Genomic DNA, 26948 nt, shown 5'->3' with positions numbered 1-26948 from the left:
GACTAGCCGTTTTTTTCATATGTTTGAGAGAGTTTTTGAAATAAATGTAATGAAAAGTAAATATTTTATAAATCGGTTCCGTTAGATTCGATAACCTTCTTGTACCAGTCGAATGAATCCTTCTTGTAGCGCTTCATAGAGCCGTTGCCATGATTATCTTCGTCAACATAGATAAAACCGTAACGCTTGTTCATTTCGCCGGTTGATGCACTTACTAAGTCGATGCATCCCCATGGCAAGTAGCCCCATAAATCCACGCCATCTTCTGTGACAGCTTTTTTCATCTCCTTGATATGACTACGCAAGTATTCGATGCGGTAATCATCATGAACCTTGTGATCGTCTGTTAGTTTGTCGTAAGCGCCAAGACCATTTTCAACGATGAATAATGGCTTGTGCCAGCGAGTAGTCATCCAGTTTAAGGAGTAGCGCAAACCAACTGGATCAACAGGCCAGCCCCAATCGCTTGCCTTAACGAATGGATTTTCAACTAAATCACTATATTCGCGATAATCCATGTGGTCAGTGTATTTAACTGCAAAGGACATGTAGTAGGAGAAGGCGATATAGTCAACTGTACCATGTTTCAAGATTTCGAGATCTTTATCGGTGATGTCTAAGTTGTAGTTTTTGTTTTTGAAGTATTGAGTAAGCCATCTTGGATATTCACCGTTAACTTGAACGTCGCCGAAGTAGAGGCGAGAGTCCATTGCTCTTTGGGCAAAGAGGATGTCTTCTGGCTTAGGGGATGCAGGATAAATTGGGCAGAAGGCAAGCATACAGCCGATTTGCATATCTGGATCGATTGCGTGACCAATTTGTACGGCTTCAGCACTAGCGATCATTTCATAGTGAGCAGCTTGGTACATTAGCTTTTGCTTGTCGTCACCTTCCTTGAATTTGATGCCTGAGTTTTCGTAAACGGAGATATCACTTTCATAGTTAGCTTGATTGTTAATTTCGTTGAAGGTCATCCAGTACTTGACTTTGTTGTGATAGCGTTCGAAACAAACGTGAGCAAAGCGAGTGAAGAAGTCGATCAATTTTCTGTTGCTCCAGCCGCCATATTCAGTGACTAAATGATATGGCATTTCGAAGTGGGAAAGAGTCACAACAGGTTCGATGTTGTACTTTAAGCATTCGTCAAATACTTTATCGTAGAATGCTAGGCCTTCTTCGTTGGGTTGTGTTTCGTCGCCATTAGGGAAGATTCTGGTCCAGGCAATTGATGTGCGAAAAGCCTTGAAACCCATTTCGGCCATTAATTTGATGTCTTCTTTATAGTGATGATAAAAATCAATGGCTTTGTGGTTAGGGTAGTATTTATCCTTTTCAATGGTGGCAGTCAATTCACGAGGGTGATTTGGTCCGCCGAGAGTCATGAGGTCGGCGATTGAGATGCCTTTGCTGCCTTCATTGTAGCCACCTTCGAGTTGGTGAGCGGCGACGGCGCCACCCCATAGAAAGTTTTTAGGGAAAGTAGATTCAGTCATAATAAAAAACTCCTTTTGTCTAACTTGTTATAAGCATTATATGAAATCGATTTCATAAATGATAGACAAAAGGGGCTTTTAGGAATGGTTCGATAAAATGGCTGGTTGTACCTAAAGTGAAACAGGGTGTTTCATCTATTTATTGTTTTTCTTTTTCAATTAAAATATTGACGATTCCTTCAACCAAATACATTACAGGTACTTGTGAAGAAAAGTCGTAAGCTTCTTTTCTAACCATTTGTTCATGGTAGGTAAGGGAATAACGACTCATTTTTGCGATAGCGCTAGTTTCATCGCCGGTGATGCTGATAAGAAGGATATCGTCATTGTTGACAAATCGATTGATCATTTCCACCATTTCAGTGGTATTACCTGATACAGAAAAGCAAATAATGACGTTATTGGTAGTATTTTCCAATTTGAAAACGAGCGGATAGAACGGATCCGTGACAGGAGAGGTATTTAATCCTAGAGCCGCCATCTTTCTTGCGGCATATTCTGCTAAAAAGGCTGAATCACCCATTCCGATAGTAATAATGTTGTCTGCTTGATAGATTTTATCTGCAACGATGTTCAGCTTGCTCAAAGTATCACTAGGGAAGTTATCTTCGGTAACGTAATGTACTTTCACGTTGTGCAGGCTTTGGTGATTGTTTTTTAAATAAGCTTTAAATTCAGGGAAGCTGTTAAAACCTATCTTATGAATAAAGCGCATAACAGAAGAACTAGAGACGTGCGCTCCTTGGGCAATGTCTCTGACGCGCATGTAAATTACCTTATCATTGTTTTGTTCGATATAACGATAGATAGTCATATCAACGGTAGATAGTTTTGATAAATCTTTAAATCCAAAAAATGCCATAATCTTATTCCTTAATGTGAAAACTTTAAACTAATTGTACTATATTGGAACACTGTGTTCCAATCACGAAATATTGAGCTTAAAAACAGAATGATACCTATCTCCTCCAAAAGCCTTGTCTAACAGCAAACGCTTTCATAGAATTAAAGATGTCAAATGAAAACACGTTAATAAAAAAAGTTGGAGGAATTTTTTTATGAAGAATTTTATTAACAATAAAATATTGCCGCCAATTATGAAATTTGTTAATACAAAAGCTATTATTGCCTTAAAGGACGGTATGCTTTTGTCATTACCATTCATTATGATCGGTTCTTTATTCTTACTACTTGCTTCATTCCCAATTCCAGCAGTTGCTAATTGGATGAATCAAACAGGTTTGACTCCATTTTGGAATCAAGCTTACAATGCTTCATTTGGTATTGTATCTGTATTTGCCGTTGTTGGTATTGCTTATCAATGGGCTAAGAATGAAGGGGTCGAAGGACTCCCTGCTGGTATGACTGCTTTCGTAGGATTCCTAATTTTGATGAATTCTACTACTCCAGTTATGAACGGAACTAAAACCGTTGTTTCTGCTCAACAGGCTCCAACTCTTTTAACAGGATTTATTGATCGTACTTGGCTTGGGGGTCAAGGGATGATCGCTGCGATCATTGTTGGTTTACTTACTGGTTGGATTTATACTTGGTTTGTTAAGCGTAAGATTACTATTAAGTTGCCTGAACAAGTTCCACCTGCAGTTGCTAACTCATTTATTGCTTTGATCCCAGCAACTGTATTGACTGCATTATGGCTTCTTGTATATATCTTCTTTGAAAAGGTAGCTCATACTACTTTAACTCAATGGATTTACGCAACTATTCAAACACCACTTCAAGGTATAACCGACTCATTTGGTGGTATCTTAGTTTTGACTTTGCTAGTACCATTCTTCTGGTTCTTTGGTGTTCACGGTTCAACTTTGGTTGGTGGTATTGCTGGTCCAATTTTGGGTGCCAACGCTTTGCAAAACGCAGCTATCTTTAAGAAATACGGTTACGTAGACGCTGCACACGGTGGTCACATCGTTATTCAAGGTTTGTTTGACCAATTCTCAACTGTAACTGGTGCAGGTATGACTATCGGTTTGGTTGTCTTCATGTGTTTCATGGCTAGATCAGCTCAAATGAGAAGTATTGGTAAGTTGGCATTGGTTCCTGGTATTTTTAACATTAATGAACCTGTATTATTCGGTATTCCTATTGTTATGAACCCAATGCTTGCACTTCCATTCTTTATCATGCCACCACTTTCAGCTGGTTCAACTTACTTATTAATCAAAGCAGGTATCTTGCCATACCTTAACGGGGTCCAGGTTCCATGGACTACTCCACCTGTAATTTCTGGTTTCTTAATCGGTGGTTGGAAAGTTGCTATTTGGCAGGCTATTATCTTAATCATTTCATTCTTTGTATATTTGCCATTTGCACGTAGCTATGACAACGTGCTTTACAAACAAGAACAAGCTGCCAAAGCTAAAGAAGAAAAATAATTTAAAGTAGAAAAAATGAGCTTTTATCTCTATCATTTAATTTGTAGAATAGAAGCTCATTTTTAATAGGGGAAAATAATGAAAAAATATCTCTCAATTGACATTGGCGGAACGAATCTGAAGTATGCCTTAATCGACGAAAAAGGACATATTCTAGAAAAAGACCGCGTTAAAACAGATGTAAAAAATCTTACTGCATTTATGGAAAACATGTATGAAGTGATCGATTCATATCAGGATCAATTTGAAGGTATCGCAATCTGTGCACCAGGTAAGATCGATACTGAAAATAAGATCATTTATTTCGGTGGTGCGTTAAAGTTCCTTGATGGTTTAAATCTTCAGGAAGCTTTAGGTGACAAATACAATGTGCCAATTAGCGTAGAGAATGATGGCAAAGCAGCAGCTTTATCAGAGCAATGGCTTGGCGAATTGCGCGGAGTAGATACTGGTGTTGCAATTACTCTAGGCACTGGTGTTGGCGGCGGTGTCGTTGTTAATAATCATCTTTTGCATGGCTGGACTTTCCAAGCCGGTGAGCTTAGCTGGATGATTACTAATTCTGGTATCGGCACAAAGAACAAGGCTGCATATACTGGTGATAATTGTTCTGCCGTTAATATGGTTAAAAAGGTAAATCTAGCTCTTGGAAATAAAGATTTAGATGATGGACTTACTGCCTTTGAAGCGATCAATAATGGTGATTTACGTGCATTGGCAATTTTTAAACGTTACTGCCGCAACGTTGCGATTATGATTATTAATATTCAAACTGTGATCAATGCCTCGAAGTTTGTGATTGGTGGTGGCATCAGCAACCAGCCAATCTTGATTGAAGAAATCAATAATCAATTAGCTAAAATCCTGGAAATCAACCCAATGATTGGCAAGCAGATGATCCCACCAAAAATTATTGCCGCAAAGCATGGCAACGATTCTAACTTATATGGTGCCTTGTATTCGCTTTTGCTTGAACTGAATAAGCAATAAAAAACAGCCTAGTTCGTTTGAACTAGGCTATTTTGATCTACTTATTTTTTAACGTCTGACATGAACTTAGCAATGCTTACGCTAGCTGTCGCAACACAAGCGACCATTGCTGTCTTACAACTAATGTCGACAATATCTTTGACTAAATCCTTATTTTCATGGATAAATTTGAAAGATGCATTAGTGTAATCCATGCAGTAGCCGTGAATAGTGTTCATCAGGTCTTTCACTTGAGTGTAACCACTCTTTTCAGCACGTTTTGGTTCATCCTCTGGGTTGATTTGAGTTCTTACATCATTGTTCATAACAAATACCTCACTTTCATTTATACTTATATTTTATTTCTTTCTAGGTCTTCTTAAGTACCTTAATGCACCATTTTTAATATATTTTTGAAATTGTTCATAAAGTGGTTCAAAGATTTGAGGTTGATCTTCGTTGTGAGACAACATTGTCTTAGGGAAGAAGAAACGCTCGTCACCTTGGAAGGTACCATTTAAGGCGCGAACCAATGGACTCAATTGCGATAATTCGATTAAGCTACCATCATCTTGCATGATTTCAATTTGGCTGTTGGCATTTTTACCAGTAGGCTTGTAAGCATCGTATGGTTCGTCAAAAGCTGAGTTAGTAGCGGTGTAGTAATCTGGGTTGAAGCCGGCTTGCTTGATCAAATTCTTCAATTTTGGCAACAAGTTCTTAGTTTCTTCATCGATTCTGACGCTAGCGAGTGGCTTTCTGTATAAATAGCGCTTGGCTAAATCAGATAAAATGGGATCTTGTGCTTCTGTCCACATCAAGAAGTTAGTTTCCATGACGCCGTCGTCTAACTTTAAGTAGTCTTCAAGCGTCCAGTTGCCAGCCAAAAACTTGGCCAAACTAGGTGTAACTTTTAAATTGCCTTCTTTGTAAATGTCTTGAGCACGTTCAAGCAAGTGGTGCAAGATAACTTCCATTGAACGACCAACGCGGTGGAAGTAGACTTGTTGGTACATTTGGTAACGTGACACGATATAGTCTTCTACCGCGTGCATCCCGTTATTGGTAAAGCAAATGCCACCTTGGTATGGGCGAATCACGCGCAAAATGTGGGACAAATCAAAGCGTCCGTAGTTAACGCCAGTGAAGTAGGTATCACGTTTCAAGTAGTCCATTCTGTCGGCATCAGCCTGACTTGAAATCATCTTAACTACTTGAGGGTTAGGGTAAGTTTTAGCAATTACGCTAGCAACTTGTTCAGGAAAATTTGGCGCAACTTGTTTTAATGCCTTGTTGATTTCAGTATTAGGATCCTTGATGATCTTTTGCCCAATCTTTTCGTGGTTGGTGCCAAAAAGGTGCTCGAATGTGTGCGAATAAGGGCCGTGGCCGATGTCGTGAAGCAGGCCAGCACATTCTACTAACAGACGGTTATCATCGTCCCAGAGGCCGTCTCCTGGTATTATCGAAGGATATTTCTTTGCGAAGATATCGCAGATGCGGCGCGTTAATTCATAAACGCCCAAATTATGTTCAAATCTGGTGTGCGTTCCCCCAGGAAAGACATAGCTGACAGGTCCAATCTGCTTAATTCTGCGCATCCGCTGGAATTCTTTTGATTTTACGATATCGAAGATAACTTTATCTTCAATATGGATGTAGCCGTGCACCGGGTCACGGAGTACAACTTCTTGTTTTAGTTTTTCACTTTGAAATCTTGCCATAAACATTCACCAAGCTTGTTAATTTAATTTTTGAAAAAATATATTAAAATAGAGTATAACTATATAAATTATAGCAAAGATGTGTCTGAAGTGCTTAACGAAAGGGATGAGAGCGTGACTGATATTACAATCAATTTAACTAGCAAAATTACTCAAGATAACGATACTGAAACTTTTACCAGAACAGCACCAGGAAAGATGACCGAAGACGGGGATATTATTCGCATTTCCTACGCTGAAGAGGGTGCAATTCCCGTCAAAGTGCTTTTAAAGGACGACAAATTGTTGATCAGACGAGGCGTTGATCACAACAACTACTCGTTCATGAAGTTTGTTCCCGGTGAAAAGGAGAGCTGCCGTTATGTAGTTGAAGGCAGACAAATGGATATGGTCAGCGTGACCAACCTGCTCGAATACACAGAAGATGAAGGTTCTCATAAACTTCGGGTTGAATATGACCTCTTTAATGGACTATACTTAATAGGTAACTATGCAGTCACGTTGATTTTTACTTAAACGCCTAGTAGAATAGTAAAGATTGTAAAAGAGAGGACGTACAGCTGTGGGATTAGACAAATTTAAAGACAAAAACCGCGACGAATTATCAATGATCGAAGTTGCTCGTGCAATTTTGGAAGATAATGGTAAGAGAATGGCATTTGCGATATTGTTAATGCCGTACAAAAATACTTGAACAAGAGTGACGAAGAAATTCGTGAACGTTTGCCACAATTCTATACTGACATGAACACCGATGGTGAATTTATTTCCATGGGTGAAAATGTTTGGGCACTTCGCTCATGGTTCCCATACGAATCAGTTGACGAAGAAGTTAACCACCCAGAAGATGAAGATGAAGACGATGTACGCAAGCACCACAAGAAGGTTAATGCCTTCTTAGCCAGTGCAACTGGTGACGATGACATCATCGACTACGACAATGACGACCCAGAAGACGACGACTTAGATGCCACTGCTGATGATAGCGATGACGACTACGGCGACGACGATTCTGATTACGATGAAGATAACGATGATACTGATGACGTGTTGCCAGACGGTATCGAAGGTCAATTGTCACAATTAAACGATGACGATGATGACGAAGAAGATAATTAATTTGCTTGACGCTTGACTTAAGAAGAAAAAGCAGATAATATTTTTCTTGGGCACCCTATGTGCGTTTAGCTCCCTAACTTAAGGGAGCTTTTTTGTTTGAAGGATAAATAATAAAGGAGCAGAAAATGACAAAATACATCTTCGTAACTGGCGGTGTCGTATCTTCACTTGGTAAGGGTATTACTGCATCAAGTCTAGGTCGACTTCTCAAGAATCGTGGTTTAAAGGTAACCATGCAAAAGTTTGACCCATACATCAACATTGACCCAGGTACAATGAACCCATACCAACACGGTGAAGTTTATGTTACCGACGATGGTACAGAAGCAGACCTTGATTTAGGTCACTATGAAAGAATCGTAGACGTTAGAACTAGCAAGTATTCTAACGTAACTACTGGTAAGATTTACCAAGAAGTTTTGGAAAAAGAACGTCGTGGTGACTACCATGGTGCAACAGTTCAAGTAATTCCTCATATTACTGACATGATCAAGAAGAAGATCATGCGTGCAGCTCTTACTACTGATTCTGACGTAATCATTTCAGAAATTGGTGGTACTGTTGGTGATATCGAATCAACTCCATTCATGGAAGCTATTCGTCAAATGCGTCGTGAAGTTGGTCAAGACAACGTAATGTACATTCACTGTACTTTAGTGCCACTTCTTCACGCAGCTCACGAAATGAAGACTAAGCCAACTCAACATTCAGTTGCAGAACTTCGCAGCATCGGTATTCAACCAAACATGCTTGTTCTTCGTGCGGAAGAGCCAATCGACCAAGAACACAAGGACAAGATCTCAACCTTCACCGATGTTCCTGTTGACCGAATCATTGAATCAATTGATGCTCCTTCATTGTTCGATGTGCCTTTGGCTTTCCAAAAGCAAGGAATGGATCAAAAAGTTTGTGACTTCTTGCATCTTGAAAGTTCAAAGCCAGAAGCTGACATGGAAGCTTGGAAGAAGCTTGACGAACGTGCTAAGAGCTTGAAGCACAAGACTAAGATTACTTTAGTAGGTAAGTATGTAGAACTTGAAGATGCCTACATTTCAGTTACTGACGCTTTGCAACACGCAGGTTACCTTTACAACACTAAGATTGAAGTTGATAAGGTTCAAGCTGAAGATGTAACTGAAGACAATATTGCAGAAATCATGAAGGGTTCAGATGGTTTAATCGTTCCTGGTGGTTTTGGTACTCGTGGTCTTGAAGGTATGATCACTGCTATCAAGTACGCTCGTGAAAATGATATCCCATTCTTAGGCATTTGCTTGGGTATGCAAATGGCTAGTGTTGAATTTGCACGTGACGTATTACACCTTGAAGATGCAAACTCTGCAGAAGCAGAACCAAACTGCAAGAACAACATCATCGACATCATGGCTGACAAGCGTGATGAAGAAAACATCGGTGGTACTTTACGTTTAGGTCTTTACCCAGCTGCTCTTAAGAAGGGTACTAAGACTCGTGAAGCTTATGATGATCAAGATGTTATTCAAGAACGTCACCGTCACCGTTTCGAATTCAACAACAAGTACCGTGACGCATTTGAAAAGGCCGGCATGGTCTTCTCAGGTGTTTCACCAGACAACCGCTTAGTTGAAATTATTGAATTGCCAAAGAAGAAGTTCTTCATCGCAGCTCAATACCACCCAGAATTCTTGAGTCGTCCACAACGTCCAGAAGGCTTATTCAAGTCATTTATTGGTGCAGCTAGTGGTCTTCCAGCACAAAAATTCTAGAATAATAGATTTGAATTATACAAAATCTTAAGAAAACAAGAACTGAGGACCTCAGCTCTTGTTTTTTTTGTCAATATCCTTTAACATTATTATGATTAATTGAAAGAGAAAAGGATTTGTTTTCGCCAATGAAGCAGATGATTATTCATGGTGGAAAGCCCCTGCAGGGTGATGTTTGGATTGGTGGAGCTAAGAACTCAACTGTTGCATTGATTCCGGCATCAATTTTGTCTAGAACACCGGTAACTTTGGAAGGCGTCCCAAGAATTGCTGATGTTATTAACTTGATGGACTTATTAAGTGAGATGGATGTGCATTGTGATTTTGGAGAGACAACTTTGCGCATTGATCCAACAGATATTAAGATGAGTCCTTTGCCAGCTGGTAAGATTAAGAGTTTGCGTGCTTCATATTACTTTATGGGTGCACTTCTTGGTCGTTTTGGCAAAGCAGTTGTGGGCTTCCCTGGTGGTGACGATATTGGACCACGTCCTATTGACCAGCATATTAAGGGCTTTGAAGCCTTAGGCGCCAGCGTAAAAAATGAAAATGACCAAATTATAATTACGGCTCCTGAAGATGGCTTACATGGTGCGAAGATTCACCTTAAGATGCCATCTGTTGGTGCAACGATGAATATTATTATGGCCAGTGTAACTGCACAAGGCCAAACCATTATTGAAAATGCAGCGAAAGAACCAGAGATTATTGATTTAGCTACCTTCTTGAACAACATGGGGGCAGTTATTCGTGGTGCTGGTACTGATGCGATTCGTATTGAAGGTGTGGATATGCTTAAAGCACAAATTCCACATACTATTATTCCAGACAGAATTGAAGCTGGAACTTACGTATCACTTGCTGCATGCATCGGTAACGGCATTCGTATTCATAATATTATTGAAGAACACCTTGATTCATACCTTGCTAAGGTTGAAGAAATGGGCGTTGTGATTGATGCGGATGAAGATTCACTTTACGTTTACCCAGCCGGTGATTTGAAGATGGTGCAAGTGAAGACTGATGTATATCCTGGCTTTGCGACAGATTTACAACAGCCAATTACGCCACTTCTTTTGACCGCTAAGTCTGGTGAAGGCGTAGTAATCGATAACATTTATCCCAAGCGAATTGGACATATTGCTCAATTACAAAAGATGGGTGCCAACATCAAGGTTGAAGATAATATTATTTTGGCACATCCAACACCTCAATTTCACGGAGCAGAAGTAACTGCCGGTGAAATTCGTGCGGGTGCTTGTTTGATGATCGCTGGACTTATGGCACATGGTACGACGACTATTGATAAGGCCGGTAATATTTTACGTGGTTATGATCGAGTTCAAGAAAAGTTACGCCAACTTGGTGCTGACGTAACAATTAAAGACGACCCGGATGTACCAGGCGTTTTAGATAATATCTAAAAGCAGGACTTGCATAATTACTAAAGATTAGTAAAATCATATTGTGGCGGAACAGCAGGGTAGGCTGTTTCGTCTTTTTTGTACAAAAAAATCACATGACATTTTATTCCCATGTGATTTTTATTATCTAGAATTTTGCCCTTCTACTAGTCAAGCAAGTCATACTTCAAAGTCATCAAACCGTGACCTTCATCAACCATTTGGCCAAGAAGTTCAACAGTGTTGTTGTAAACAGTGTCAGCCATCTTTTGGTTAGCCGCGATCAACTTGTCTTGCAATTCCTTGCCTGAAAGATTCTTAACTTCCTTGTCAGTGTCGTGTTGGATCTTGTGGCATTGTGCCAAACTCTTTTGTTCAAAGGCATCTTCAAGTTCGCCGTAAACACGGTAGTTGGTGTCGCCAAGTTGTGCAGTTAACTTGTTAAGCCAGAAGATCTTGCTCAAGTTGAACTTAGGAGTAGTTTGGAAGCTTTCTGGAGTAGTAGTTACGTTAGTGTAGAATGGCACCATTGAATTGAATGTGTTAGGACCAAATGCCAACCATTGAACACCAGCGATTTCTGCAGGAACATCGTTTCTGATTTGCAAAATGTGAGTTTCGAAGTTTCTGTTGATACCGATTGGACGGAAAGTCTTCTTTTGTTCAGGAGTACCTTGATCGCCGTAAGCATCATATGGAGTGTCTTGGTAGTGTGAACTTTCAGCCCATTTAATGTCTTCGATTGAGATCAAACGGTTTGCGTGGCAAATGAATGGTTGATCTTGATCAGCAGGAGTGCCGCCAAAGTCTGGATCGAAGTAGTTGTGAATGTACCAAGCACGTGGGTTGTTGTAGTGAGCATCCTTGATAGTTGATGAACCAAAGATGTGACGCATGTTGTAACCTTCACGGTCTGGGTTCAAGTGGTATTCACTGATTAAGTCCTTCAAGTCGCTTGAGGCGGCGAAGTTGTCAGTGTCATCAAAGTCAAATTCATCGATGTTCAAACGGTTTGGTGCGATAACGTATGCATCGTCAGGGATGCGACGTGCGATCCAGTGGTGGCCACCGATAGTTTCAAGGTACCAAATAGTGTCCTTGTCTGAGAAGGCCATACCATTCATTTCGTAGGTACCGTATTTTTCAACAAGGTAACCTACACGCTTAACACCGTCAAATGCTGAATGAAGGTATGGAAGAGTTAAAGTAACAAAGTCTTCTTCACCTAAACCGCCTTCTGATGGGTCAAGAAGTGGGTCAACGCCTTGGATGCGTGAGTTAGTAGTGATAGTTTCAGTAGCAGTCATCGCAATGTTTTCTGCGTTGATACCTGCAGCACCCCAAATACCATTTTTACCTGAAACATCAGGTGCAGAAGTGTAACGAAGAGGAGTTTCAGCTAAATCTTCGTCATCAATCTTTTGCTTGCTGATAACGCTAGTGTAGTACTTAGGTTGGTCTTCTGGGTTAACTGCCTTGAAGCCTTCAGGGATAATAACACGACCGCCGTCTTCACTACGAGCGATCATGGTTGAACCGTCAATAGTTGCTTTTTTACCAACTAAGATAGTAGTACATTCTGTTTGTTTCATTTGATCATTCCTTTACTAGATAAAATTTGCTTCATATTAATATTGTATGCAAAAAAGACATTAATTTCCACGAAATACGTTAGGACTGACGCCGCTATATCGTTTGAATGCCTTGGAGAAAGTGAATTCGTCGCCGTAGCCGACCGTATGCGCGATTTGCTTTAAATTATGCGTAGTATTTTGCAACTCCTTCTTAGCGGCCTCCATCCGCAATTGCATCAGATATTTTTGCGGCGAAATCTTGGTATTCTTTCTAAATAGGGCATACAAAAAACTACGCGAAACGCCAAGCCGGTTGCAGAGCTCCACGATGTTGTAAGTAGGGTCGGTGTAGTTTTTGTTCAAATAATCAATAGCGATCTGGTATTGATCGACCTCAGGTGTCTTGCGAACCGGTGGGTGATCAGGAAATTCGTCGACGAGGTAATAGAAGAGCTGATAGGTGAGAGAGATGATTTGAATGTTATTAAGTAGCGAGGTCTTCTTGTTTAAAATACCGTAGATTTTATGTAAAGTCGTGAAGAACTTAGTGTTCTGAATCTGCCGCAAAAAGTTTTTATTAGGCAAATTAGAAGCCTTAATCATCTGGTTGGTGCCAGGACCGGCTAACCCAATCCAGAAATACTGCCATGGTTCATCATGATCTGCTTGAAAGTAGCAGGTTTGACTACGTGGAATGTAGAATAGGTCGCCTTCTTTCAATTTGACTGAGTGGTGGCCGCTTGAAGTAAAAGTGCCTTTACCCGACATGATGTAATAGAGGACATCGTTTTTGCGCAAATTATTGCCTTCGAAGTATTCGTCAGGCTGACAAGCTTGCTCACCATAAAATAGAATGTGGCTTTCGAGATTTTGATTGTTGAAATTATGATATTGGTTCGGCATATTTTCCTCGCTATTGAAAAACTTTTCTTCTATTCCTATTATAGATAATGATTAAGATTAAGGGGAAGAATAAGTATAGAAAAAGACAAGCAGGATAGATTTTTTGAACGATTTCAGACATCACTAAGAGAATACCTACTCACTTTTAACGATGGCGTGATTGCGATTATGATTATGGTGTTGTCGATTCCTGCACCTAGAAGTGACGGCGACTTTTGGTATGATGCGCACCGCATCTTTATCACCTTTAAAAGAGCGACGAAACAGGTCGTCATCGCAGATTTTTTTCTACTGACACTATCGTTTATTCCCGTGATGACTAAGTGGATTATCATTGATCCTTTGCAAATGGCGCTAGCAGTCTACGGCGGCGTTTATCTGTTGGTGCAAATGTGTGTGTTGGATCTTTGTGGCTGGCAATTATGGCCGCGTTCATAAGGGAGCCGTTTGGCAGACCGCGTTAGTTAGAATGCTGTTGATTGGGATGCCGCTAGCTGTAGTTTTAATTCTTTTGCCTAAAATTACCTTAATCATGTACTTAGTTTTGCCCATCATTTCGTTCTTCGCACCTGATCGAGCACCTAGATAGTTTAGACATTATCATAAAAAGTAAAACGCCTGATTTTTTGTCAGGCGTTTTATGTAGGGTCTAAAGAAATATTTATAGAAAAAATATGTGAGATTTATAAATTATGAAATGGGATATTCAGCTTATTTGGCACCACTTCTTCCATTAAATATAAGGTTAAGCAAAGTAGCACAAATGCTGGCTACTACGATACCGTTACCCAAGAACAATTGAATAGTTTGAGGAAGGTCTTGGAAGATTTGTGGGTAAACGGTAACGCCTAAACCTAATCCGATAGAGATAGCTACAACCAAGATGTTACGGTTGTTTTCAAAGTCAACTTTGGTTAACATTTTGATCCCTTGAACGGCGATCATGGTGAACATGACTAACATGGCGCCGCCTAAGACAGAATCAGGAATAATGGTTACTAAAGCGCCGATTTTAGGAAGAAGACCCATAGCCATCAATAAGCCGGCAGCCCAGTAGATTGGGCGTTTTGTTTTGATACCAGATAATTGAAGCAGGCCAACGTTTTGTGAGAATGTAGTGTAGGGGAAGGTGTTGAAAAGCCCACCGAAGACTTGTGCCAGTCCTTCGGCACGATAACCGCGTTTAAGGTCATCTTCGGTAATATCTTTATGAAGCAGGTCGCCGATTGCAAAGAAGACACCGGTTGATTCAACCATAGAAACCAATGCAATGATGATCATTGTTAAACAAGACGACCATTCAAATTCAGGCACTCCGAAGTAGAAAAGCTGTGGCAGGTGGAACCATGAAGCTTGCATAACTGGTTTTAAGGAAACAAGTCCCATGAAACTTGCAATAACGGTTCCGGCGATTAATCCGATCAAAACGGAAATTGAACGAAGGAATCCTTGGGTCCAGACTTCGATGGCAACGATGATGAGGATGGTAAGAAAGGCAGCGATAAGATTTTTCGCATCACCGAAGTCTTTGGCTTGAGCATTGCCACCGCCCATGTTTTGGACAGCAACAGGAATCAAAGTTAACCCAATAACTGTAATTAAAGTTCCTGTGACGACTGGCGGAAACAGCTTTTTAATTTTTGAGAACCAACCAGCGACTAGGAAAACGAAGATACCGGCGACGATGATTGCGCCGTACATCGTGTTGATCGAAAATTTTTGCCCGATCATTTCAAGTGGTGCAACAGCTTGGATGGCACAGCCTAAAACAACGGGAAGGCCGATACCAAAGTATTTGTTGCGGAACAATTGGATCATGGTGGCAAGACCACACATGAAGATATCAATGGAAACAAGGTAAGTCATTTGTTCGCTATTGAATTTAAGTGCGGTACCGATCAAAAGAGGAACGGCAACAGCACCGGAATACATGGCGAGCAGGTGTTGCAAACCTAAGACAGCAGCTTTTTTGTGACTAACTTCTTTTTGTGCCATTTTTTATTTATTCTTCTCCTTCGAAGTGTACTTTACCGTCTTTGAAACTGTCGATACTTGCTAGTGCTTCAAAGCGTAAGCCTTCGTTTTTAACCCAGTCGCTTCCGCCTTGGAAGGTTTTGGCAACGACGGCACCGACACCAACGATGTCACAGCCGGCTTGTTTAGCAATGTTAACCATACCTTTAACGGCTTCACCGTGGGCAACGAAGTCATCAACGATTAAAAGGTGTTCACCTTTGTGTAAGAATTTTTCTTCAACACAGATCTTGTTGGTAACCTTCTTGGTGTATGAGAAGACATCTGCCCAGTAAACTGCGTCGTTAAGAGTAGATGGCTTCTTCTTTCTGGCAAAGACCATTGGCACGCCCAATTGATAAGCGGTCATGATGCCAGGTGCGATACCTGATGCTTCACAGGTCAAAACCTTGTCGATTTTTTCATCGGCGAAAAGTCGCTTGAATTCTTCACCAACTTGCATCATTAACTTGGGATCAACTTGGTGGTTCAAGAATGAGTTAATCTTAAGAACATCGCCGTCTAAAACTTCCCCATCTCGTTTAATTCTGTCTTCTAATAACTTCAACTACTTAATCCTCCTAAAGAAATAAGGACCTCTTCTACCTACGTTTAGGTAAAAGAAGTCCTTAAGATGTTTTTCTTAACTTTCATTCACCTATAGTCCACCATTTACGGTAGTGGGTAGAAACTGTCGACCTTATTTCGACGATATATAGATATTCTTGTGTTGGTTTAATAGTAACAAAATACATTGCCGAACACAAGTAGAAAATTTTGCTTTAATGTTCGATTATTTCTTGTTGGAGAAGTAATATGTTTTTTATTTCGCCTTCTTTTTAAAAAATCTTAATGTGAAAATTAGATAAGTGACTAATGCTAGGTTAAAGATGAGACCTGAAACGTGGTCAGCAATGCTAGGATCTTGCACGTAATGACGAATGAGGTAGTAAACAAGAAGTAAAACAATTCAGAAAATCACGCTACCGTTAATTAACAAGCTTTTCTCTTCTTTGGGTAAATGTTTTCTACGTCCAGAAATTGTTTTAAAGGCAAGTTGCCGTAAGAAGTAGAAAGTAAATTGATAACTGGCAATGCTAAGTAAGACAAAAGTAATCATTAATACTGCCCATGTCCAGCTCCAAACAGGTAAAAGATGCAAAGTCCAGATCATTATAAGTGGAATGATGGCAAGAATGCAGAGCACTACACCGATAACGATTCATCGGTTATTCTTTTTCCTAAATTCATGAGCAGATGAATCAATTAAATAATTTTGTGTAGATGTTAAAGCAAACTTCTTTTGAGTGATTGATTTGAATTCACGGATCATCAATTTGGCATGAATAAACTAGCCCAATGCAATAGCGATGATGACAATTGGGGCTGTATACGCTATTGTCCCGGAGATCCTAGAAGCAATGAATGTAAAAGACAAAAATAGACAAAATATTGCAAGTGCTACAAAGAATAAAGCGATCGATAAACTTTCAAAGTGGGCCGCCTTTTTTGCGACTTCTAAGTATTGATCAATTTCTTGATCAGTGATTGCTGGTAAAGCTTTTTCTATTTTTTCTTCAGAACTTTTCCCGGGTAATTCAAAAGATGGTGTCCCATTCTTTAATAAATAGTCAGTGGTAACCCCGAATAATTCTGATAAATCGACTATCTTTTTGATGTCAGGTATCGATTGATTACTTTCCCACTTAGAAACGGCTTGGCGACTGACGTTCATTTTTTCAGCTAACGCTTCCTGGGAGAGACCAGATTTTTTGCGTAGATCCGCAATTTTTTGACCTAGTTTCATAATTGGTCGTTCTTTCTGTTTTGTTGATGATTTTAATTTATAAAAAAGTTTAGTTGTTAACAATAACTTTTTGCTTGCGTCTTAGGCAACTAGCGGTTGCAACTGGTAGTTGCATTACCTAAAAGCTGAACATTTAACTTCGGTTTCATAAATATTGATTGACCTTTTTGAAAATTCCTAGTAAAGTTGACTAAAAACGTGTAGTTGAAAAGAGGGAGAATCAAGTGGCTAAAAATCTAGACGATTTTGACAAGATTATTGTTCTTGACTTTGGTAGTCAATACAATCAATTAATCACTCGACGCATTCGTGATTTTGGCATCTACTCAGAACTTTTGCCCCACGATCTTTCAATTGACAAGATCAAGGAAATGAATCCTAAGGGAATTATTTTCTCAGGTGGGCCAAATAGTGTTTATGACGAAGGTGCTTTGAAGGTTGATCCTGAAATCTTTAAATTAGGTATTCCTATTTTGGGTATTTGTTACGGGATGCAACTGATGAGCTATGACTTGGGTGGTAAGGTTGAACCTGCTGACAACAAGGAATACGGTAGAGCAAACATTACTGTTGAAGATCCAGACAGTGCTTTGTTCAAGGGCTTACCAAGCAAGCAATACGTTTGGATGAGCCACGGTGACTTAGTAACTCAAGCACCTAAGGGCTTCGAAGTAACTACTTCAAGCAAGAACTGTCCAATCGCTGCTATTGCTAACCCAGACAAGAAGTTCTATGGTATTCAATTCCACGCTGAAGTTCGTAACTCAGAATATGGTTTGGATATCTTGAAGCGTTTTGCTTTTGACGTTTGTGGCGCCGTAGCTAACTGGACGATGGATGACTTCATCGATATGCAAGTTGATGAGATCCGTAAGGAAGTCGGCGACAAGAAGGTTATCTTAGGCCTTTCAGGTGGTGTTGATTCAAGTGTAACCGCCACTTTGCTTCATAAGGCAATTGGCGATCAATTGACTGCTATTTTCGTTGACCACGGGATGCTGCGTAAAGACGAAGGCGACCAAGTAATGAAGGCTTTGAACAAGGACCTTGGTGTAAACATCATCCGTGTTAATGCGCAAAAGAGATTCTTGGACAAGCTTAAGGGTGTAACTGATCCTGAAAATAAGCGTAAGATCATTGGTAAGGAATTTATCGAGGTCTTCAACGAAGAAGCCAAGAAGATTAAAGATGTCGATTTCTTGGCTCAAGGCACTTTGTACACCGACGTGATCGAATCAGGTACTAATACTGCCCAAACTATCAAGTCACACCACAATGTGGGTGGCCTTCCTAAGGACATGCACTTCAAGTTGATTGAACCACTTCGTAAGTTGTTCAAGGATGAAGTTCGTGAACTTGGTGAAAAGTTAGGTATTCCACATGACTTGGTATGGCGTCAACCATTCCCAGGGCCAGGTCTTGGTATTCGTGTTCTTGGCGAAGTTACCGAAGACAAGTTAAAGATCGTGCGTGAATCTGATGCAATTTTACGTGAAGAAATCAAGCGTGCAGGATTGCAAGAAAAGATTTGGCAATACTTCACAGTTCTTCCAGGTATTCGTTCAGTTGGGGTAATGGGTGATGGCCGTACTTACGACTACACGATTGGTATTCGTGCCGTAACTTCAATTGATGGGATGACTGCAGACTTTGCTAAGATTCCATGGGACGTACTTGGTCACATTTCAGATAGAATCGTAAACGAAGTAGATAACGTTAACCGTGTAGTTTACGATGTAACCAGTAAGCCACCTTCCACTATTGAATGGGAATAAAAATGAAAGACTCGCAATTAATTTTGCGGGTCTTTTTTGGTATTCATAGTATAATTTTAGAAGAAAAGGGGGATTGAAAGATTCCCTTTGTAGCCCGTTTTAAGAGTAAATTATAGTACACTCAATAAATAGCCAAAGTTATAAAACGAGCGGAGTTTGAAAAGCGTATGTTTTGCAATATAATATCTGGTGTTTAGGAGGATATGAAAAATGAAAAAGCATAAATTAATGACATTGCTCGCCGCTGTGATGTTAACAGCGCCGGTTGCTGCAATGAGTACGCAAAAAGCTAGTGCGGTTGAGACTAAGGATGCATGGACTGAATACTACAGAATGGGTGACTCTGCCAATCGTTCACACCCATACTCAGAGGCACAGAGTTTTATTGATATCAGTAAAAAAGAGCGCAAGATGATCATGGACCATTTCAGTTCATTGCTCCAAGGAGAAATGGTGCCATGGTGGGAATACGCTAAGATAGAAAAAGTTTCTGCACTTAATAATGGTACATATACTCAAGAATTATTTATCCCATTAACATACACACCTGAAGGATCTAGTGGTAATGTTGTTGACGGTAAGGCACAACCATACATGAATGAAGAACCGAAGGAAAGATTGTATGATGCTTTGATTAATATTCCTGGTGGTGACGCTGATTATATCGGTATGGGTCATTATGCTGGTAAATCTGATGTTAACCCTGGAATTGAAACTAGCAGTTGGAAATTGCCTTTAAGAGATTTGACCTATGATGATCAGGATGAATCAAAGATGGTAAATGGTATTCCAAGCAATAAACCTATTGGTGTTTCAATTACCAGAACTATCAAAAATGGTACGGATCCTTTGAAGCCAGTTAAAGCTCAAGTAGTCGATATGGATTGTACTGGTAAAGGTGCAATAAACTTTTATCGCTATAAGCGAGTTAAAAAGGGAAGAAAACATATTACTAAATTAGTTAAGGCTGGCCTTATTCCAGCTGAAACAAGCTTTTATGTTTATGGACGTGCAAAGCACAACATGTATAAGCTTGGTAAGAATAAATACGCTCGTATTAAAGACGTTTATCGTGCCCATGATTCAGTTTATTAACGTAAAAAATGAAAGACTCGCAATTAATTCTGCGGGTCTTTTTTCGTGTTCATGGTATAATTTAAGTATGAAAAAAAGGAGAGTCGTGACTCTCCCATGCAGCCCGCTTTAAGAGCGGAGGTAAAAGTTAAATTTTCGACATACGCCTGCTCAAAGTAACTCGGCCAAAAGTTATCAATTTGAGCGGCGTTTTTGTTTATTTTTTGTGATGTTGGTCGATATATGTTAGCAAAGCCAACAAAAATGTCCCAAATAACAGCATCAACGAAATAGATTCGAATACGCTCATCGAGCTTAACCTTTTCTCTCAGATTTTGATCCATAAGATCTCACCTCCAGAGGTAAAACAGCCACCGCTCATAAAACTTTCTGCGTAAATAATTTTATCTAAAAGAAGAAGGTTTGGAAACTGTCAAATAGTTTGTGTAAATAGATCTTTCCCTTAGATTGATTTTTTAATTTATCTTCTAATCAAAGTAGATTCTAAGGTATCTTGAACCTGGCCAAAGCTTTGTGGATTCGATTGAAATATCGATCATTGTAGCTCAATGCTTGGATGCCTATAAATGTGTCCAATGATTGCTCTGTTGGAAATTCAGCTTTACGCTTAACAATATTGTTAAACGATTCAATCATGTTCGTTGAATAGATTGACGGTCTAATCTGCTTTGGATAATTATAAAATACAAGCATATCAGCCTCGATTGCCTTTAAGTTTCTTACCATGTGACCGTATAACTTGCCCCATTTAGCGTAAAAGTCATTCATGACTGCTTCACGATCATTGGTACAAAGATTGCGCATAACATGTACCAGGCAGCGTTGAAAGTGAGCTTTAAGATAAGCTTCTACAAGCGCCTGCTTCATACCAACGACGCCATCTGAAAGAAACAGTTCAACTTGCTTTAAGCCCCGGCTTTTCATGTTCTGAAGCATTTCTGTCCAGACTTCGATATTTTCATTTGGAGCTATGCAGTAGTCAATAACTTCTTTGCGCCCGTTAGGCTTGATACCAATGGCACTGTAATGGCTGCCGTACATCTTCTCAATCAAATCAGCTATTTCTCTGGTGGTCACGCCTTTAGAATAGAGTTTGATAACCATGTCTTCTAAGACATCTGAGTGCTGTTTATAATCGGGTAGAGTGTGCTTGGTGAAACTTGCCATTGCGATCTCGCGGTACTTGGATTTCAATCTCTCCAAATTGGGTATCAATCTTGCGATAATAAGCACCAATTTTAGAATTGCCGGAATTCCAGCTGCTTCTTGCATAAGAGTCATTAATTCAGCTTCTAGCAGATCATTAACTGCTCTTTCAATTTCTTAGCGCAATAAATCATTAATTTGGTCTTGATTAAATAGTGCTTGGGCTATATTTTTGGTAAAATCATTCATGAAAGGGTTCTTCTTTCCGTATTGTTTTTATGTGTTCAAATCAATCATACGGGAAAGGAACTCCTTTTTCTAATATTTAAAGAAATAACTTTAAGGAATCATTCATCCTTACACAAAACATTTTACAGTCTCATAGGGGATGATACTAATTTTGCGAAGAACGAGTCATGCATTATATGCGATTGTCTGGAGCGCCATTATCGGGATGCTCACAGCAGGATACTTAAACTTGATCAACTGGATTATTAAGCGAATCTGGGGACCATATCTTTTAACAGGTGCTATTTGGTATCCATTTATTATTTGTATTCCGTTTGGTTTCCTGATCGGCTTTTTGAATAAGAAACTGGGAGACTATCCTTTAACGATTAAGAAAGTTCTTTATTCAGTTAAAAAAGAGGGCAAGGTTAACTATCATGACTGGTGGAAGACCGCAGTTTTAGGGTTGTCATCTTTGGGAGCCGGAGGAAGTATCGGGCCAGAAGCCTCAACGACTGTTTTAGTCAGCAGTATGATCAACTGGCTAGGTGATCGCCTTCGTTGGGCTAGTCAATTTAATAAAAATATCTGGTTCGCTAAGATGCCAAAGCAAGAATTAGAAAAAAGTGATAAGTTTGGTTCGCTTTTTTCTAATAAAAAAGTAGAGAAACTGATCATTACTTTATTGACGCTGGTTGGCGTAGCCGGAGCTGCCTTTATTTTTAAACTTTTCCCAGAAAAAGGTGTCTTTGGCATCCATAATCGAATAATTTTTTGGTCATGGTCAAGCTTGCTTAATGTCGTACCTGCTTTAATTGTAGTTTTTGGCTTTGGTTACTTCTTTGTTCACTTAAAGAATTGGTTTGCCATTTTAATCAATGAACGGATTAATAAAATCTGGCAGGGTGGGATCTTCGGCCTAATTTTTGCATTAAGCACGTTGATCAGCGTCAATATGCTTTTCTCAGGTGAGTTCCGCATTGTTCCTTTCAGTGAAGAGATGCTTCGTTTCTCTGTTTTATACCTATTAATCATTGGTATTGGCAAGGCAGTCGTTACTAATCTTGGTTTTGTAATGGGCTGGCGCGGCGGAACTATTTTCCCTGCAATTTTCTGTAGCGTAGCAATTGGTGGAGCACTTGCCCAAATGTTGCCAGGTGATCCTAGAATTACGATTGCTATTGTGCTAACCACAAGCCTCATGATGATTTTAAGAAATGCACCGCTTGTCATCATTTTGTTGATGTTACTAATTTCAGTTCAATTATTGCCAATCGTAATTGCCATTTCAGTAATTATCGCTTGGATACAAAAAAATACTAGAGAACTTAAAAAACTCTCTAGTATTTTTTATCTATATCAATTATTTGGATAATTTATGTACCTTATGAGCGATAACCATTTCTTTGTTACGGTCTTCGTAGATGACGTCCTTGACGTAGTTCCAAGGTGCCATTAAACGACCTTTATTATTCTTGCGGAAAAGGAAATCTGCATGGTGATTGTCTAGGTGGCGTAAGTATCTCTTCGCATTTTGAATATGCGTGTGATGCTTCAATGCAATTCTAGGCTCGAAGTCGATAATCTTGTGATCAGCGTTGAAAACTGGCTTTACTCTGTGATGCCAGTTCTTGATGTCAGAGATATGATGACTGACTTTCTTACCAGCTGCTACAATATTTTCTTTAGTGGCCAAACTATTCTGATCTCTTAACTCTGCATGTGGATCTAGATAATAGTTTCCTAAACCGTCTTGCCGATAAAGTCTCAATTTCTTGAAAGATTTATTTTTCTTATCCATTTTAACTTCGATGACATCACCATTAACGTGATTCATTAAATACATGTGATGCTTTTTAGTATAGTTAACTTTTCTCATGATCAGAATTTCACCCCTATTCAATCTAAAAATTATAAACATATTTTTAATGGATGTATAGCAGAATAACATAAATTTTTGATTAATTCATGTGTTTGGCCTTGTTTTAATATAATCTATTGAATTTATATATTATTTTAACTAATTTTTAGTATCTACTTATAATATACCTCTTAATGCCTTGTCGAGTTCCTTACTGAATTCACTCTTTTGCAAAGTGGTCGTTAAGTAATAAAGTGTAGCTTGATTATCATAAACAGTAAAGGCAATTCGAACGGAACCGGCTTTGCCAAGATTGAGCCGCATTTCATAGCAGGGAAGATTATTGAGCTTCTTGCGTGTGGCTAATTTCACTTTGCTCATTCCGGTTTGAACTTCTTTTTCGATGGCAGAGCTAATCTTTGTTTGAACAACCTTTTTATTTTGGGGATGCTTTTTGAAAAAAGATTTGCAGCCGGCTTTATCAAAACTAAGTTTGAGCATCATATCCCTTCTTTCTACTATTATAATTTTACTGTGTTTAGAGGTAGAAAGTTGCAGAAAATGTGTACAAAGTAGCTTTTTTACTGTTTAGCATAGAAAAGTTGCTATAGTATGATAAAAACGGCGCTTAACAATTATGAAAACGGTGTTATCCTTAGATCAGACGTAGTTTATAAGATAATTATTTTAAAATAATTATGATATATAAAAACATGCTTAGCCTTAGTGAGAGGCTAAGCATGATGTCCCATAATACAGCCGTTCGCATGTTGCGGACGGTTTTATTTTATGCAAAATTTTGTTAAAAATAAAAGGGAATTTTCAACAAAATTAGAAATATTTTGAAGGGACATAAATCATGCGTTTAATTCCAGTTAAACAAGCAACAACTTTATTAAAAAAGATGTGCGATCCGAAAAGCCAGTATCGAGAGATAAAATTATTTACTGCCAAAAAGGATCGTTCAATCATCGTTAAAAATGATGGTGAAAATCTAACCTTAATTGAGGATGGCTACCTGCATTTTGAAAAAGAATACTCATTAGCTGAGACTGCAGAGTGTCGTCATGCATTGCTGGCTGCTTTTAAAAAGGAATTTCCTCGCAGCAATCGTGCTTATTTGAATGCAATTAGAAAGTAGCTAACCCCTAGTAGGAAACTAGGGGCTTTTTTGTTATAATTTAAAGCTACATACGATAACGGGGTAAGAATAGGATAAGTGATTATTTGGAAAAGCTAAAACGACATAAAATAGGGCTATTTTCTGCCATCATGCTGGCACTTAATTCATTGATTGGTTCAGGCTGGCTATTTGGTTCAGGTTCGGCTGCAAAAATTGCCGGCCCGGCCGCCATCCTTTCATGGATTTTAGGTGCAGTGATCATTATTGCCATTGCATTGACCTATGTAGAATTGGGGGCGATGTTCCCTGAAAGTGGTGGGATGAGTCGCTATGCTCAATACAGCCACGGCCCGCTATTAGGTTTTATTGCGGCCTGGGCTAACTGGATTTCGTTGGTTACGCTTGTGCCGATGGAAGCTGTAGCCGCGGTGCAATACATGAGTTCATGGCCGTGGAGTTGGGCTAATTGGACGAAGAATTTTATCAAAAACGGTAATATCACTTTTGAAGGAATCGGCGTTGTTTTCCTGTTTATGCTCATTTTTACCATGATCAACTTCTGGTCGGTAAAAATCATGACGCATTTTACCAACCTGATTTCAGTCTTCAAAATTTTATTACCTACTTTGACGATTGTTACGCTGATTTGCAGTGGTTTCCACGCACAAAACTTTGGCTCAAACATTCATGAATTTATGCCATATGGTTCACGTTCAATCTTTGAAGCAACGTCAGTTTCTGGCATTATCATGTCATATGATGCCTTTCAAACTGTAATCAATATGGGTGGGGAATTAAAAAATCCACGCAAGAATATCGTGCGTGGGGTATTAATTTCAATGCTCGTTACGGCCGCAATCTACATTATGTTGCAAGTAACCTTTATCGGGGCAGTTGAGCCAAGCATGCTAGCCAAAGTAGGTTGGCACGGCATCAACTTTACGTCACCATTTGCGGATTTAGCAATTATTTTAGGCATTAACTGGCTAGTAATCTTGCTTTATCTTGATGCATTTGTCTCACCATTTGGTACTGGGGTGGCATTTGTTGCTACTGCTTCAAGAGCCTTAGCTGCGATGACTCATACACGCCACTTGCCGAAATGGTTAGGACGTCTTAATCAAAAGTACTTGATTCCACGTTATGCGATGGTAACTGATTTAGTTTTAGCTACTATTTTAGTTAGTCTATTTAGAAACTGGAACTTGTTAGCTACTGTAATTACTGCGGCTACTTTGATTGCTTATTTAACAGGTCCAGTCACTGTAATGACGTTAAGAAAAATCAGTCCGGATCTTGATCGCCCATTTAAGCCAAGATATATGCCATGGCTTGCACCAATTGCTTTTGTATTAACGAGTTTAGCGATTTATTGGTCAATGTGGCCAACAACTATTCAAGTTATTTTAGTAATTGCGTTAGGGTTGCCAATATATATTTATTACGAAATCCACTACCAACATTCAAATTTAAAGGCACAATTAAAGCACTGCTGGTGGATGATCGTCTATTTGGTCTTCATGTCAATTATGTCATACGTTGGTAGTAGCGGCTTTGGTGGTCAAGATTGGATTAAATATCCGTTTGACTTTGTCGTAATTATCATCATTTCACTTTGCTTCTATTATTGGGGTATTAAGTCAGCTTTGCCTAAGCTTGATCCTTATGCAGAACAAATTGCTCAAAATAAAAAATAAGTAAAAGAAAAATCTGTTGAGAAAAAATTCTCAGCAGATTTTTTTAGTTGTTTGCTTCATTTAGATATTTGTTTAATACTTTGAAGACGCCATTGTCGTTGTTGCTTGGAGCAATAAACTTGGCAATCTTTTTAACGCTATCTTGGCCGTTTTCCATTGCATAGCTAAAACCAGCCAGTTTAAGCATTTCAATGTCGTTTTCACCATCGCCAAAAGCAATTAATTCACTTCTTGGTACATCAAGATACGCTAAGAATTCTTTTAATCCAGTAGCTTTATTAACGCCTTGAGGGATGATATCCATGTAATTCCAGCCACTTGTTGTGACGTGAATTTTTTCAACGCTGCGGCTATTAAAACCATATTCTAATTCACGTCTGACTTTACTTGGATAATCGACTGTGATTTTGGTGTATTGATCATCTTCTGGAATTTGGTTGAAGTCATCAATTTCAACGCTGTTAGGGTAGAAATAATGGTGCCCTCGCTTAAATTCAGCTGGCGTACTCTTTAAAAAGTAAGAGTGTTTAACACCGCTAACTAATAAGGTATCAACAGCGCCAGGATAACGCTGTTTCAGATAGTCGATCAAATGCAAAATGCATTTCTTAGAAAAAGTAGTCGTACGAATGATTTGGCCATCACGTACAAGCACTGCACCATTGTCAGCAACAAAGTCAACAGAATCGATGAAGTCAATAAAGTCATCATGTAAACGACCGGCGGGACGTCCACTAGCGATAATGAAGTGTGCGCCGTGTTTATGCAATCTATATAAGATTTCGTCGAACATCTCGTGATCGTATTCTTTTTTATCGTTTTCGAAAGTACCGTCGACATCAACTGCAACGGCCTTAAAAGGAAGTTGTTTCATGTA

General features: G+C 39.3%; 24 protein-coding genes, 2 pseudogenes and 1 riboswitch. Of the genes and pseudogenes, 12 read left to right on the top strand and 14 right to left on the bottom strand.

Features of this window, described 5'->3' with window-relative positions; translation table 11 throughout:
• Positions 1-65: 65 nt before the first annotated feature.
• Together JCM1039_RS04100 and JCM1039_RS04095 are read right to left on the bottom strand one after the other, a co-directional pair.
• A complete protein-coding gene (locus tag JCM1039_RS04100) occupies positions 66-1493 on the bottom strand; it encodes a 6-phospho-beta-glucosidase (RefSeq protein ID WP_025014761.1) in 1428 nt (475 codons plus the stop codon).
• A 139-nt stretch (positions 1494-1632) separates the two neighbouring features.
• Positions 1633-2355, bottom strand: coding sequence for a MurR/RpiR family transcriptional regulator (locus JCM1039_RS04095; protein WP_005724090.1), 723 nt, complete (start codon positions 2353-2355; stop codon positions 1633-1635).
• A 196-nt stretch (positions 2356-2551) separates the two neighbouring features.
• Here JCM1039_RS04095 and JCM1039_RS04090 point away from each other — a divergent pair, with 196 nt between their 5' ends.
• Complete coding sequence (locus tag JCM1039_RS04090; protein WP_025014760.1) at positions 2552-3889, top strand: PTS sugar transporter subunit IIC; 1338 nt, start codon at positions 2552-2554, stop codon at positions 3887-3889.
• Between the two features lie 78 nt (positions 3890-3967).
• Positions 3968-4879: an ROK family protein gene (locus tag JCM1039_RS04085; protein ID WP_025014759.1), complete on the top strand. Its 912-nt coding sequence runs from the start codon at positions 3968-3970 to the stop codon at positions 4877-4879.
• A 41-nt stretch (positions 4880-4920) separates the two neighbouring features.
• Here the strand turns inward: JCM1039_RS04085 and JCM1039_RS04080 are convergent, their stop codons facing one another.
• Together JCM1039_RS04080 and JCM1039_RS04075 are read right to left on the bottom strand one after the other, a co-directional pair.
• Positions 4921-5184, bottom strand: a complete 264-nt coding sequence (locus tag JCM1039_RS04080) for a hypothetical protein (protein WP_005724095.1) — start codon at positions 5182-5184, stop codon at positions 4921-4923.
• A gap of 33 nt (positions 5185-5217) precedes the next feature.
• On the bottom strand, positions 5218-6582 hold the full coding sequence (locus JCM1039_RS04075) for an HD domain-containing protein (protein WP_025014758.1): 1365 nt from the start codon (positions 6580-6582) through the stop codon (positions 5218-5220).
• A 114-nt stretch (positions 6583-6696) separates the two neighbouring features.
• Here JCM1039_RS04075 and JCM1039_RS04070 point away from each other — a divergent pair, with 114 nt between their 5' ends.
• The 4 genes and pseudogenes from JCM1039_RS04070 to murA all read left to right on the top strand — a co-directional run bounded on the left by JCM1039_RS04070 (position 6697) and on the right by murA (position 10870).
• The gene (locus JCM1039_RS04070) at positions 6697-7098 is read left to right on the top strand and encodes a YwiB family protein (RefSeq protein WP_025014757.1); all 402 of its coding nucleotides are present in this window, start codon (positions 6697-6699) and stop codon (positions 7096-7098) included.
• A 46-nt stretch (positions 7099-7144) separates the two neighbouring features.
• Positions 7145-7701: pseudogene (gene rpoE, locus JCM1039_RS10600) on the top strand (DNA-directed RNA polymerase subunit delta).
• 125 nt (positions 7702-7826) lie between these two features.
• Positions 7827-9446: a CTP synthase gene (gene pyrG, locus JCM1039_RS04060; RefSeq protein ID WP_025014756.1), complete on the top strand. Its 1620-nt coding sequence runs from the start codon at positions 7827-7829 to the stop codon at positions 9444-9446.
• Positions 9447-9574: 128 nt separating this feature from the next.
• A complete protein-coding gene (murA, locus tag JCM1039_RS04055; protein WP_025014755.1) occupies positions 9575-10870 on the top strand; it encodes a UDP-N-acetylglucosamine 1-carboxyvinyltransferase in 1296 nt (431 codons plus the stop codon).
• A 146-nt stretch (positions 10871-11016) separates the two neighbouring features.
• On the opposite strand, the gene JCM1039_RS04050 is transcribed toward murA, so the two are convergent.
• Both JCM1039_RS04050 and JCM1039_RS04045 read right to left on the bottom strand, forming a co-directional pair.
• Positions 11017-12441, bottom strand: a complete 1425-nt coding sequence (locus tag JCM1039_RS04050) for a C69 family dipeptidase (protein WP_025014754.1) — start codon at positions 12439-12441, stop codon at positions 11017-11019.
• Positions 12442-12501: 60 nt separating this feature from the next.
• Positions 12502-13326, bottom strand: coding sequence for an AraC family transcriptional regulator (locus JCM1039_RS04045; protein WP_025014753.1), 825 nt, complete (start codon positions 13324-13326; stop codon positions 12502-12504).
• A 409-nt stretch (positions 13327-13735) separates the two neighbouring features.
• Here JCM1039_RS04045 and JCM1039_RS12570 point away from each other — a divergent pair, with 409 nt between their 5' ends.
• Positions 13736-13915, top strand: coding sequence for a hypothetical protein (locus JCM1039_RS12570; protein ID WP_236692589.1), 180 nt, complete (start codon positions 13736-13738; stop codon positions 13913-13915).
• A 122-nt stretch (positions 13916-14037) separates the two neighbouring features.
• On the opposite strand, the gene JCM1039_RS04035 is transcribed toward JCM1039_RS12570, so the two are convergent.
• The 3 genes from JCM1039_RS04035 to JCM1039_RS11670 all read right to left on the bottom strand — a co-directional run bounded on the left by JCM1039_RS04035 (position 14038) and on the right by JCM1039_RS11670 (position 17146).
• The gene (locus JCM1039_RS04035) at positions 14038-15321 is read right to left on the bottom strand and encodes a nucleobase:cation symporter-2 family protein (RefSeq protein WP_025014752.1); all 1284 of its coding nucleotides are present in this window, start codon (positions 15319-15321) and stop codon (positions 14038-14040) included.
• Positions 15322-15328: 7 nt separating this feature from the next.
• Positions 15329-15907: a xanthine phosphoribosyltransferase gene (locus JCM1039_RS04030; RefSeq protein WP_025014751.1), complete on the bottom strand. Its 579-nt coding sequence runs from the start codon at positions 15905-15907 to the stop codon at positions 15329-15331.
• Between the two features lie 73 nt (positions 15908-15980).
• A riboswitch (purine riboswitch) is annotated at positions 15981-16078 on the bottom strand.
• Positions 16079-16690: 612 nt separating this feature from the next.
• A complete protein-coding gene (locus JCM1039_RS11670; protein ID WP_051523207.1) occupies positions 16691-17146 on the bottom strand; it encodes a helix-turn-helix domain-containing protein in 456 nt (151 codons plus the stop codon).
• Between the two features lie 224 nt (positions 17147-17370).
• On the opposite strand from JCM1039_RS11670, the gene guaA reads away from it, so the two are divergent.
• Both guaA and JCM1039_RS04015 read left to right on the top strand, forming a co-directional pair.
• Positions 17371-18921 (top strand): glutamine-hydrolyzing GMP synthase, encoded by a 1551-nt coding sequence (gene guaA / locus JCM1039_RS04020; RefSeq protein ID WP_025014750.1) that lies wholly within the window; start codon positions 17371-17373, stop codon positions 18919-18921.
• Between the two features lie 210 nt (positions 18922-19131).
• A complete protein-coding gene (locus JCM1039_RS04015) occupies positions 19132-20016 on the top strand; it encodes a hypothetical protein (RefSeq protein ID WP_025014749.1) in 885 nt (294 codons plus the stop codon).
• 23 nt (positions 20017-20039) lie between these two features.
• On the opposite strand, the gene JCM1039_RS12985 is transcribed toward JCM1039_RS04015, so the two are convergent.
• On the bottom strand, positions 20040-20339 hold the full coding sequence (locus tag JCM1039_RS12985; RefSeq protein ID WP_025014748.1) for a hypothetical protein: 300 nt from the start codon (positions 20337-20339) through the stop codon (positions 20040-20042).
• 137 nt (positions 20340-20476) lie between these two features.
• Positions 20477-21411, bottom strand: a pseudogene (locus tag JCM1039_RS10585) (transposase).
• Between the two features lie 151 nt (positions 21412-21562).
• On the opposite strand from JCM1039_RS10585, the gene JCM1039_RS04000 reads away from it, so the two are divergent.
• Positions 21563-22765, top strand: a complete 1203-nt coding sequence (locus JCM1039_RS04000) for a chloride channel protein (RefSeq protein ID WP_025014747.1) — start codon at positions 21563-21565, stop codon at positions 22763-22765.
• Here the strand turns inward: JCM1039_RS04000 and JCM1039_RS03995 are convergent.
• Both JCM1039_RS03995 and JCM1039_RS03990 read right to left on the bottom strand, forming a co-directional pair.
• A complete protein-coding gene (locus JCM1039_RS03995) occupies positions 22754-23269 on the bottom strand; it encodes a PH domain-containing protein (RefSeq protein WP_025014746.1) in 516 nt (171 codons plus the stop codon). The two genes, JCM1039_RS04000 and JCM1039_RS03995, sit on opposite strands and share 12 nt — an antisense overlap.
• Positions 23270-23428: 159 nt before the next feature.
• Positions 23429-23752, bottom strand: coding sequence for a hypothetical protein (locus JCM1039_RS03990; RefSeq protein WP_025014745.1), 324 nt, complete (start codon positions 23750-23752; stop codon positions 23429-23431).
• 358 nt (positions 23753-24110) lie between these two features.
• Between JCM1039_RS03990 and JCM1039_RS03985 the strand changes: the two genes are divergently transcribed.
• Entirely contained in the window at positions 24111-24392 is a 282-nt protein-coding gene (locus tag JCM1039_RS03985) for a hypothetical protein (protein ID WP_025014744.1), read from the top strand.
• Positions 24393-24478: 86 nt separating this feature from the next.
• On the top strand, positions 24479-26071 hold the full coding sequence (locus tag JCM1039_RS03980) for an APC family permease (protein WP_025014743.1): 1593 nt from the start codon (positions 24479-24481) through the stop codon (positions 26069-26071).
• Positions 26072-26114: 43 nt separating this feature from the next.
• Here the strand turns inward: JCM1039_RS03980 and JCM1039_RS03975 are convergent, their stop codons facing one another.
• Positions 26115-26945 (bottom strand): Cof-type HAD-IIB family hydrolase, encoded by an 831-nt coding sequence (locus tag JCM1039_RS03975; RefSeq protein ID WP_025014742.1) that lies wholly within the window; start codon positions 26943-26945, stop codon positions 26115-26117.
• Between the last annotated feature and the right edge of the window lie 3 nt (positions 26946-26948).

This window comes from Lactobacillus kitasatonis DSM 16761 = JCM 1039, from assembly GCF_000615285.1.
GTDB classification, from domain to species: domain Bacteria; phylum Bacillota; class Bacilli; order Lactobacillales; family Lactobacillaceae; genus Lactobacillus; species Lactobacillus kitasatonis.
The sequence above is the reverse complement of the archived record's forward strand: the minus strand, read 5'-3'. Positions and strand labels throughout refer to the sequence as shown.

Excerpts from the sequence above, each read along its gene's own strand:
- JCM1039_RS04100 (WP_025014761.1), bottom strand. The coding sequence starts at position 1,493 with ATGACTGAATCTACTTTCCCTAAAAACTTTCTATGGGGTGGCGCCGTC.
- JCM1039_RS04095 (WP_005724090.1), bottom strand. The coding sequence starts at position 2,355 with ATGGCATTTTTTGGATTTAAAGATTTATCAAAACTATCTACCGTTGAT.
- JCM1039_RS04090 (WP_025014760.1), top strand. The coding sequence starts at position 2,552 with ATGAAGAATTTTATTAACAATAAAATATTGCCGCCAATTATGAAATTT.
- JCM1039_RS04085 (WP_025014759.1), top strand. The coding sequence starts at position 3,968 with ATGAAAAAATATCTCTCAATTGACATTGGCGGAACGAATCTGAAGTAT.
- JCM1039_RS04080 (WP_005724095.1), bottom strand. The coding sequence starts at position 5,184 with ATGAACAATGATGTAAGAACTCAAATCAACCCAGAGGATGAACCAAAA.
- JCM1039_RS04075 (WP_025014758.1), bottom strand. The coding sequence starts at position 6,582 with ATGGCAAGATTTCAAAGTGAAAAACTAAAACAAGAAGTTGTACTCCGT.
- pyrG (WP_025014756.1), top strand. The coding sequence starts at position 7,827 with ATGACAAAATACATCTTCGTAACTGGCGGTGTCGTATCTTCACTTGGT.
- murA (WP_025014755.1), top strand. The coding sequence starts at position 9,575 with ATGAAGCAGATGATTATTCATGGTGGAAAGCCCCTGCAGGGTGATGTT.
- JCM1039_RS04050 (WP_025014754.1), bottom strand. The coding sequence starts at position 12,441 with ATGAAACAAACAGAATGTACTACTATCTTAGTTGGTAAAAAAGCAACT.
- JCM1039_RS04045 (WP_025014753.1), bottom strand. The coding sequence starts at position 13,326 with ATGCCGAACCAATATCATAATTTCAACAATCAAAATCTCGAAAGCCAC.
- JCM1039_RS04035 (WP_025014752.1), bottom strand. The coding sequence starts at position 15,321 with ATGGCACAAAAAGAAGTTAGTCACAAAAAAGCTGCTGTCTTAGGTTTG.
- JCM1039_RS11670 (WP_051523207.1), bottom strand. The coding sequence starts at position 17,146 with ATGAAACTAGGTCAAAAAATTGCGGATCTACGCAAAAAATCTGGTCTC.
- JCM1039_RS04015 (WP_025014749.1), top strand. The coding sequence starts at position 19,132 with ATGAAAAAGCATAAATTAATGACATTGCTCGCCGCTGTGATGTTAACA.
- JCM1039_RS12985 (WP_025014748.1), bottom strand. The coding sequence starts at position 20,339 with ATGGATCAAAATCTGAGAGAAAAGGTTAAGCTCGATGAGCGTATTCGA.
- JCM1039_RS03995 (WP_025014746.1), bottom strand. The coding sequence starts at position 23,269 with ATGAGAAAAGTTAACTATACTAAAAAGCATCACATGTATTTAATGAAT.
- JCM1039_RS03990 (WP_025014745.1), bottom strand. The coding sequence starts at position 23,752 with ATGCTCAAACTTAGTTTTGATAAAGCCGGCTGCAAATCTTTTTTCAAA.
- JCM1039_RS03985 (WP_025014744.1), top strand. The coding sequence starts at position 24,111 with ATGCGTTTAATTCCAGTTAAACAAGCAACAACTTTATTAAAAAAGATG.
- JCM1039_RS03975 (WP_025014742.1), bottom strand. The coding sequence starts at position 26,945 with ATGAAACAACTTCCTTTTAAGGCCGTTGCAGTTGATGTCGACGGTACT.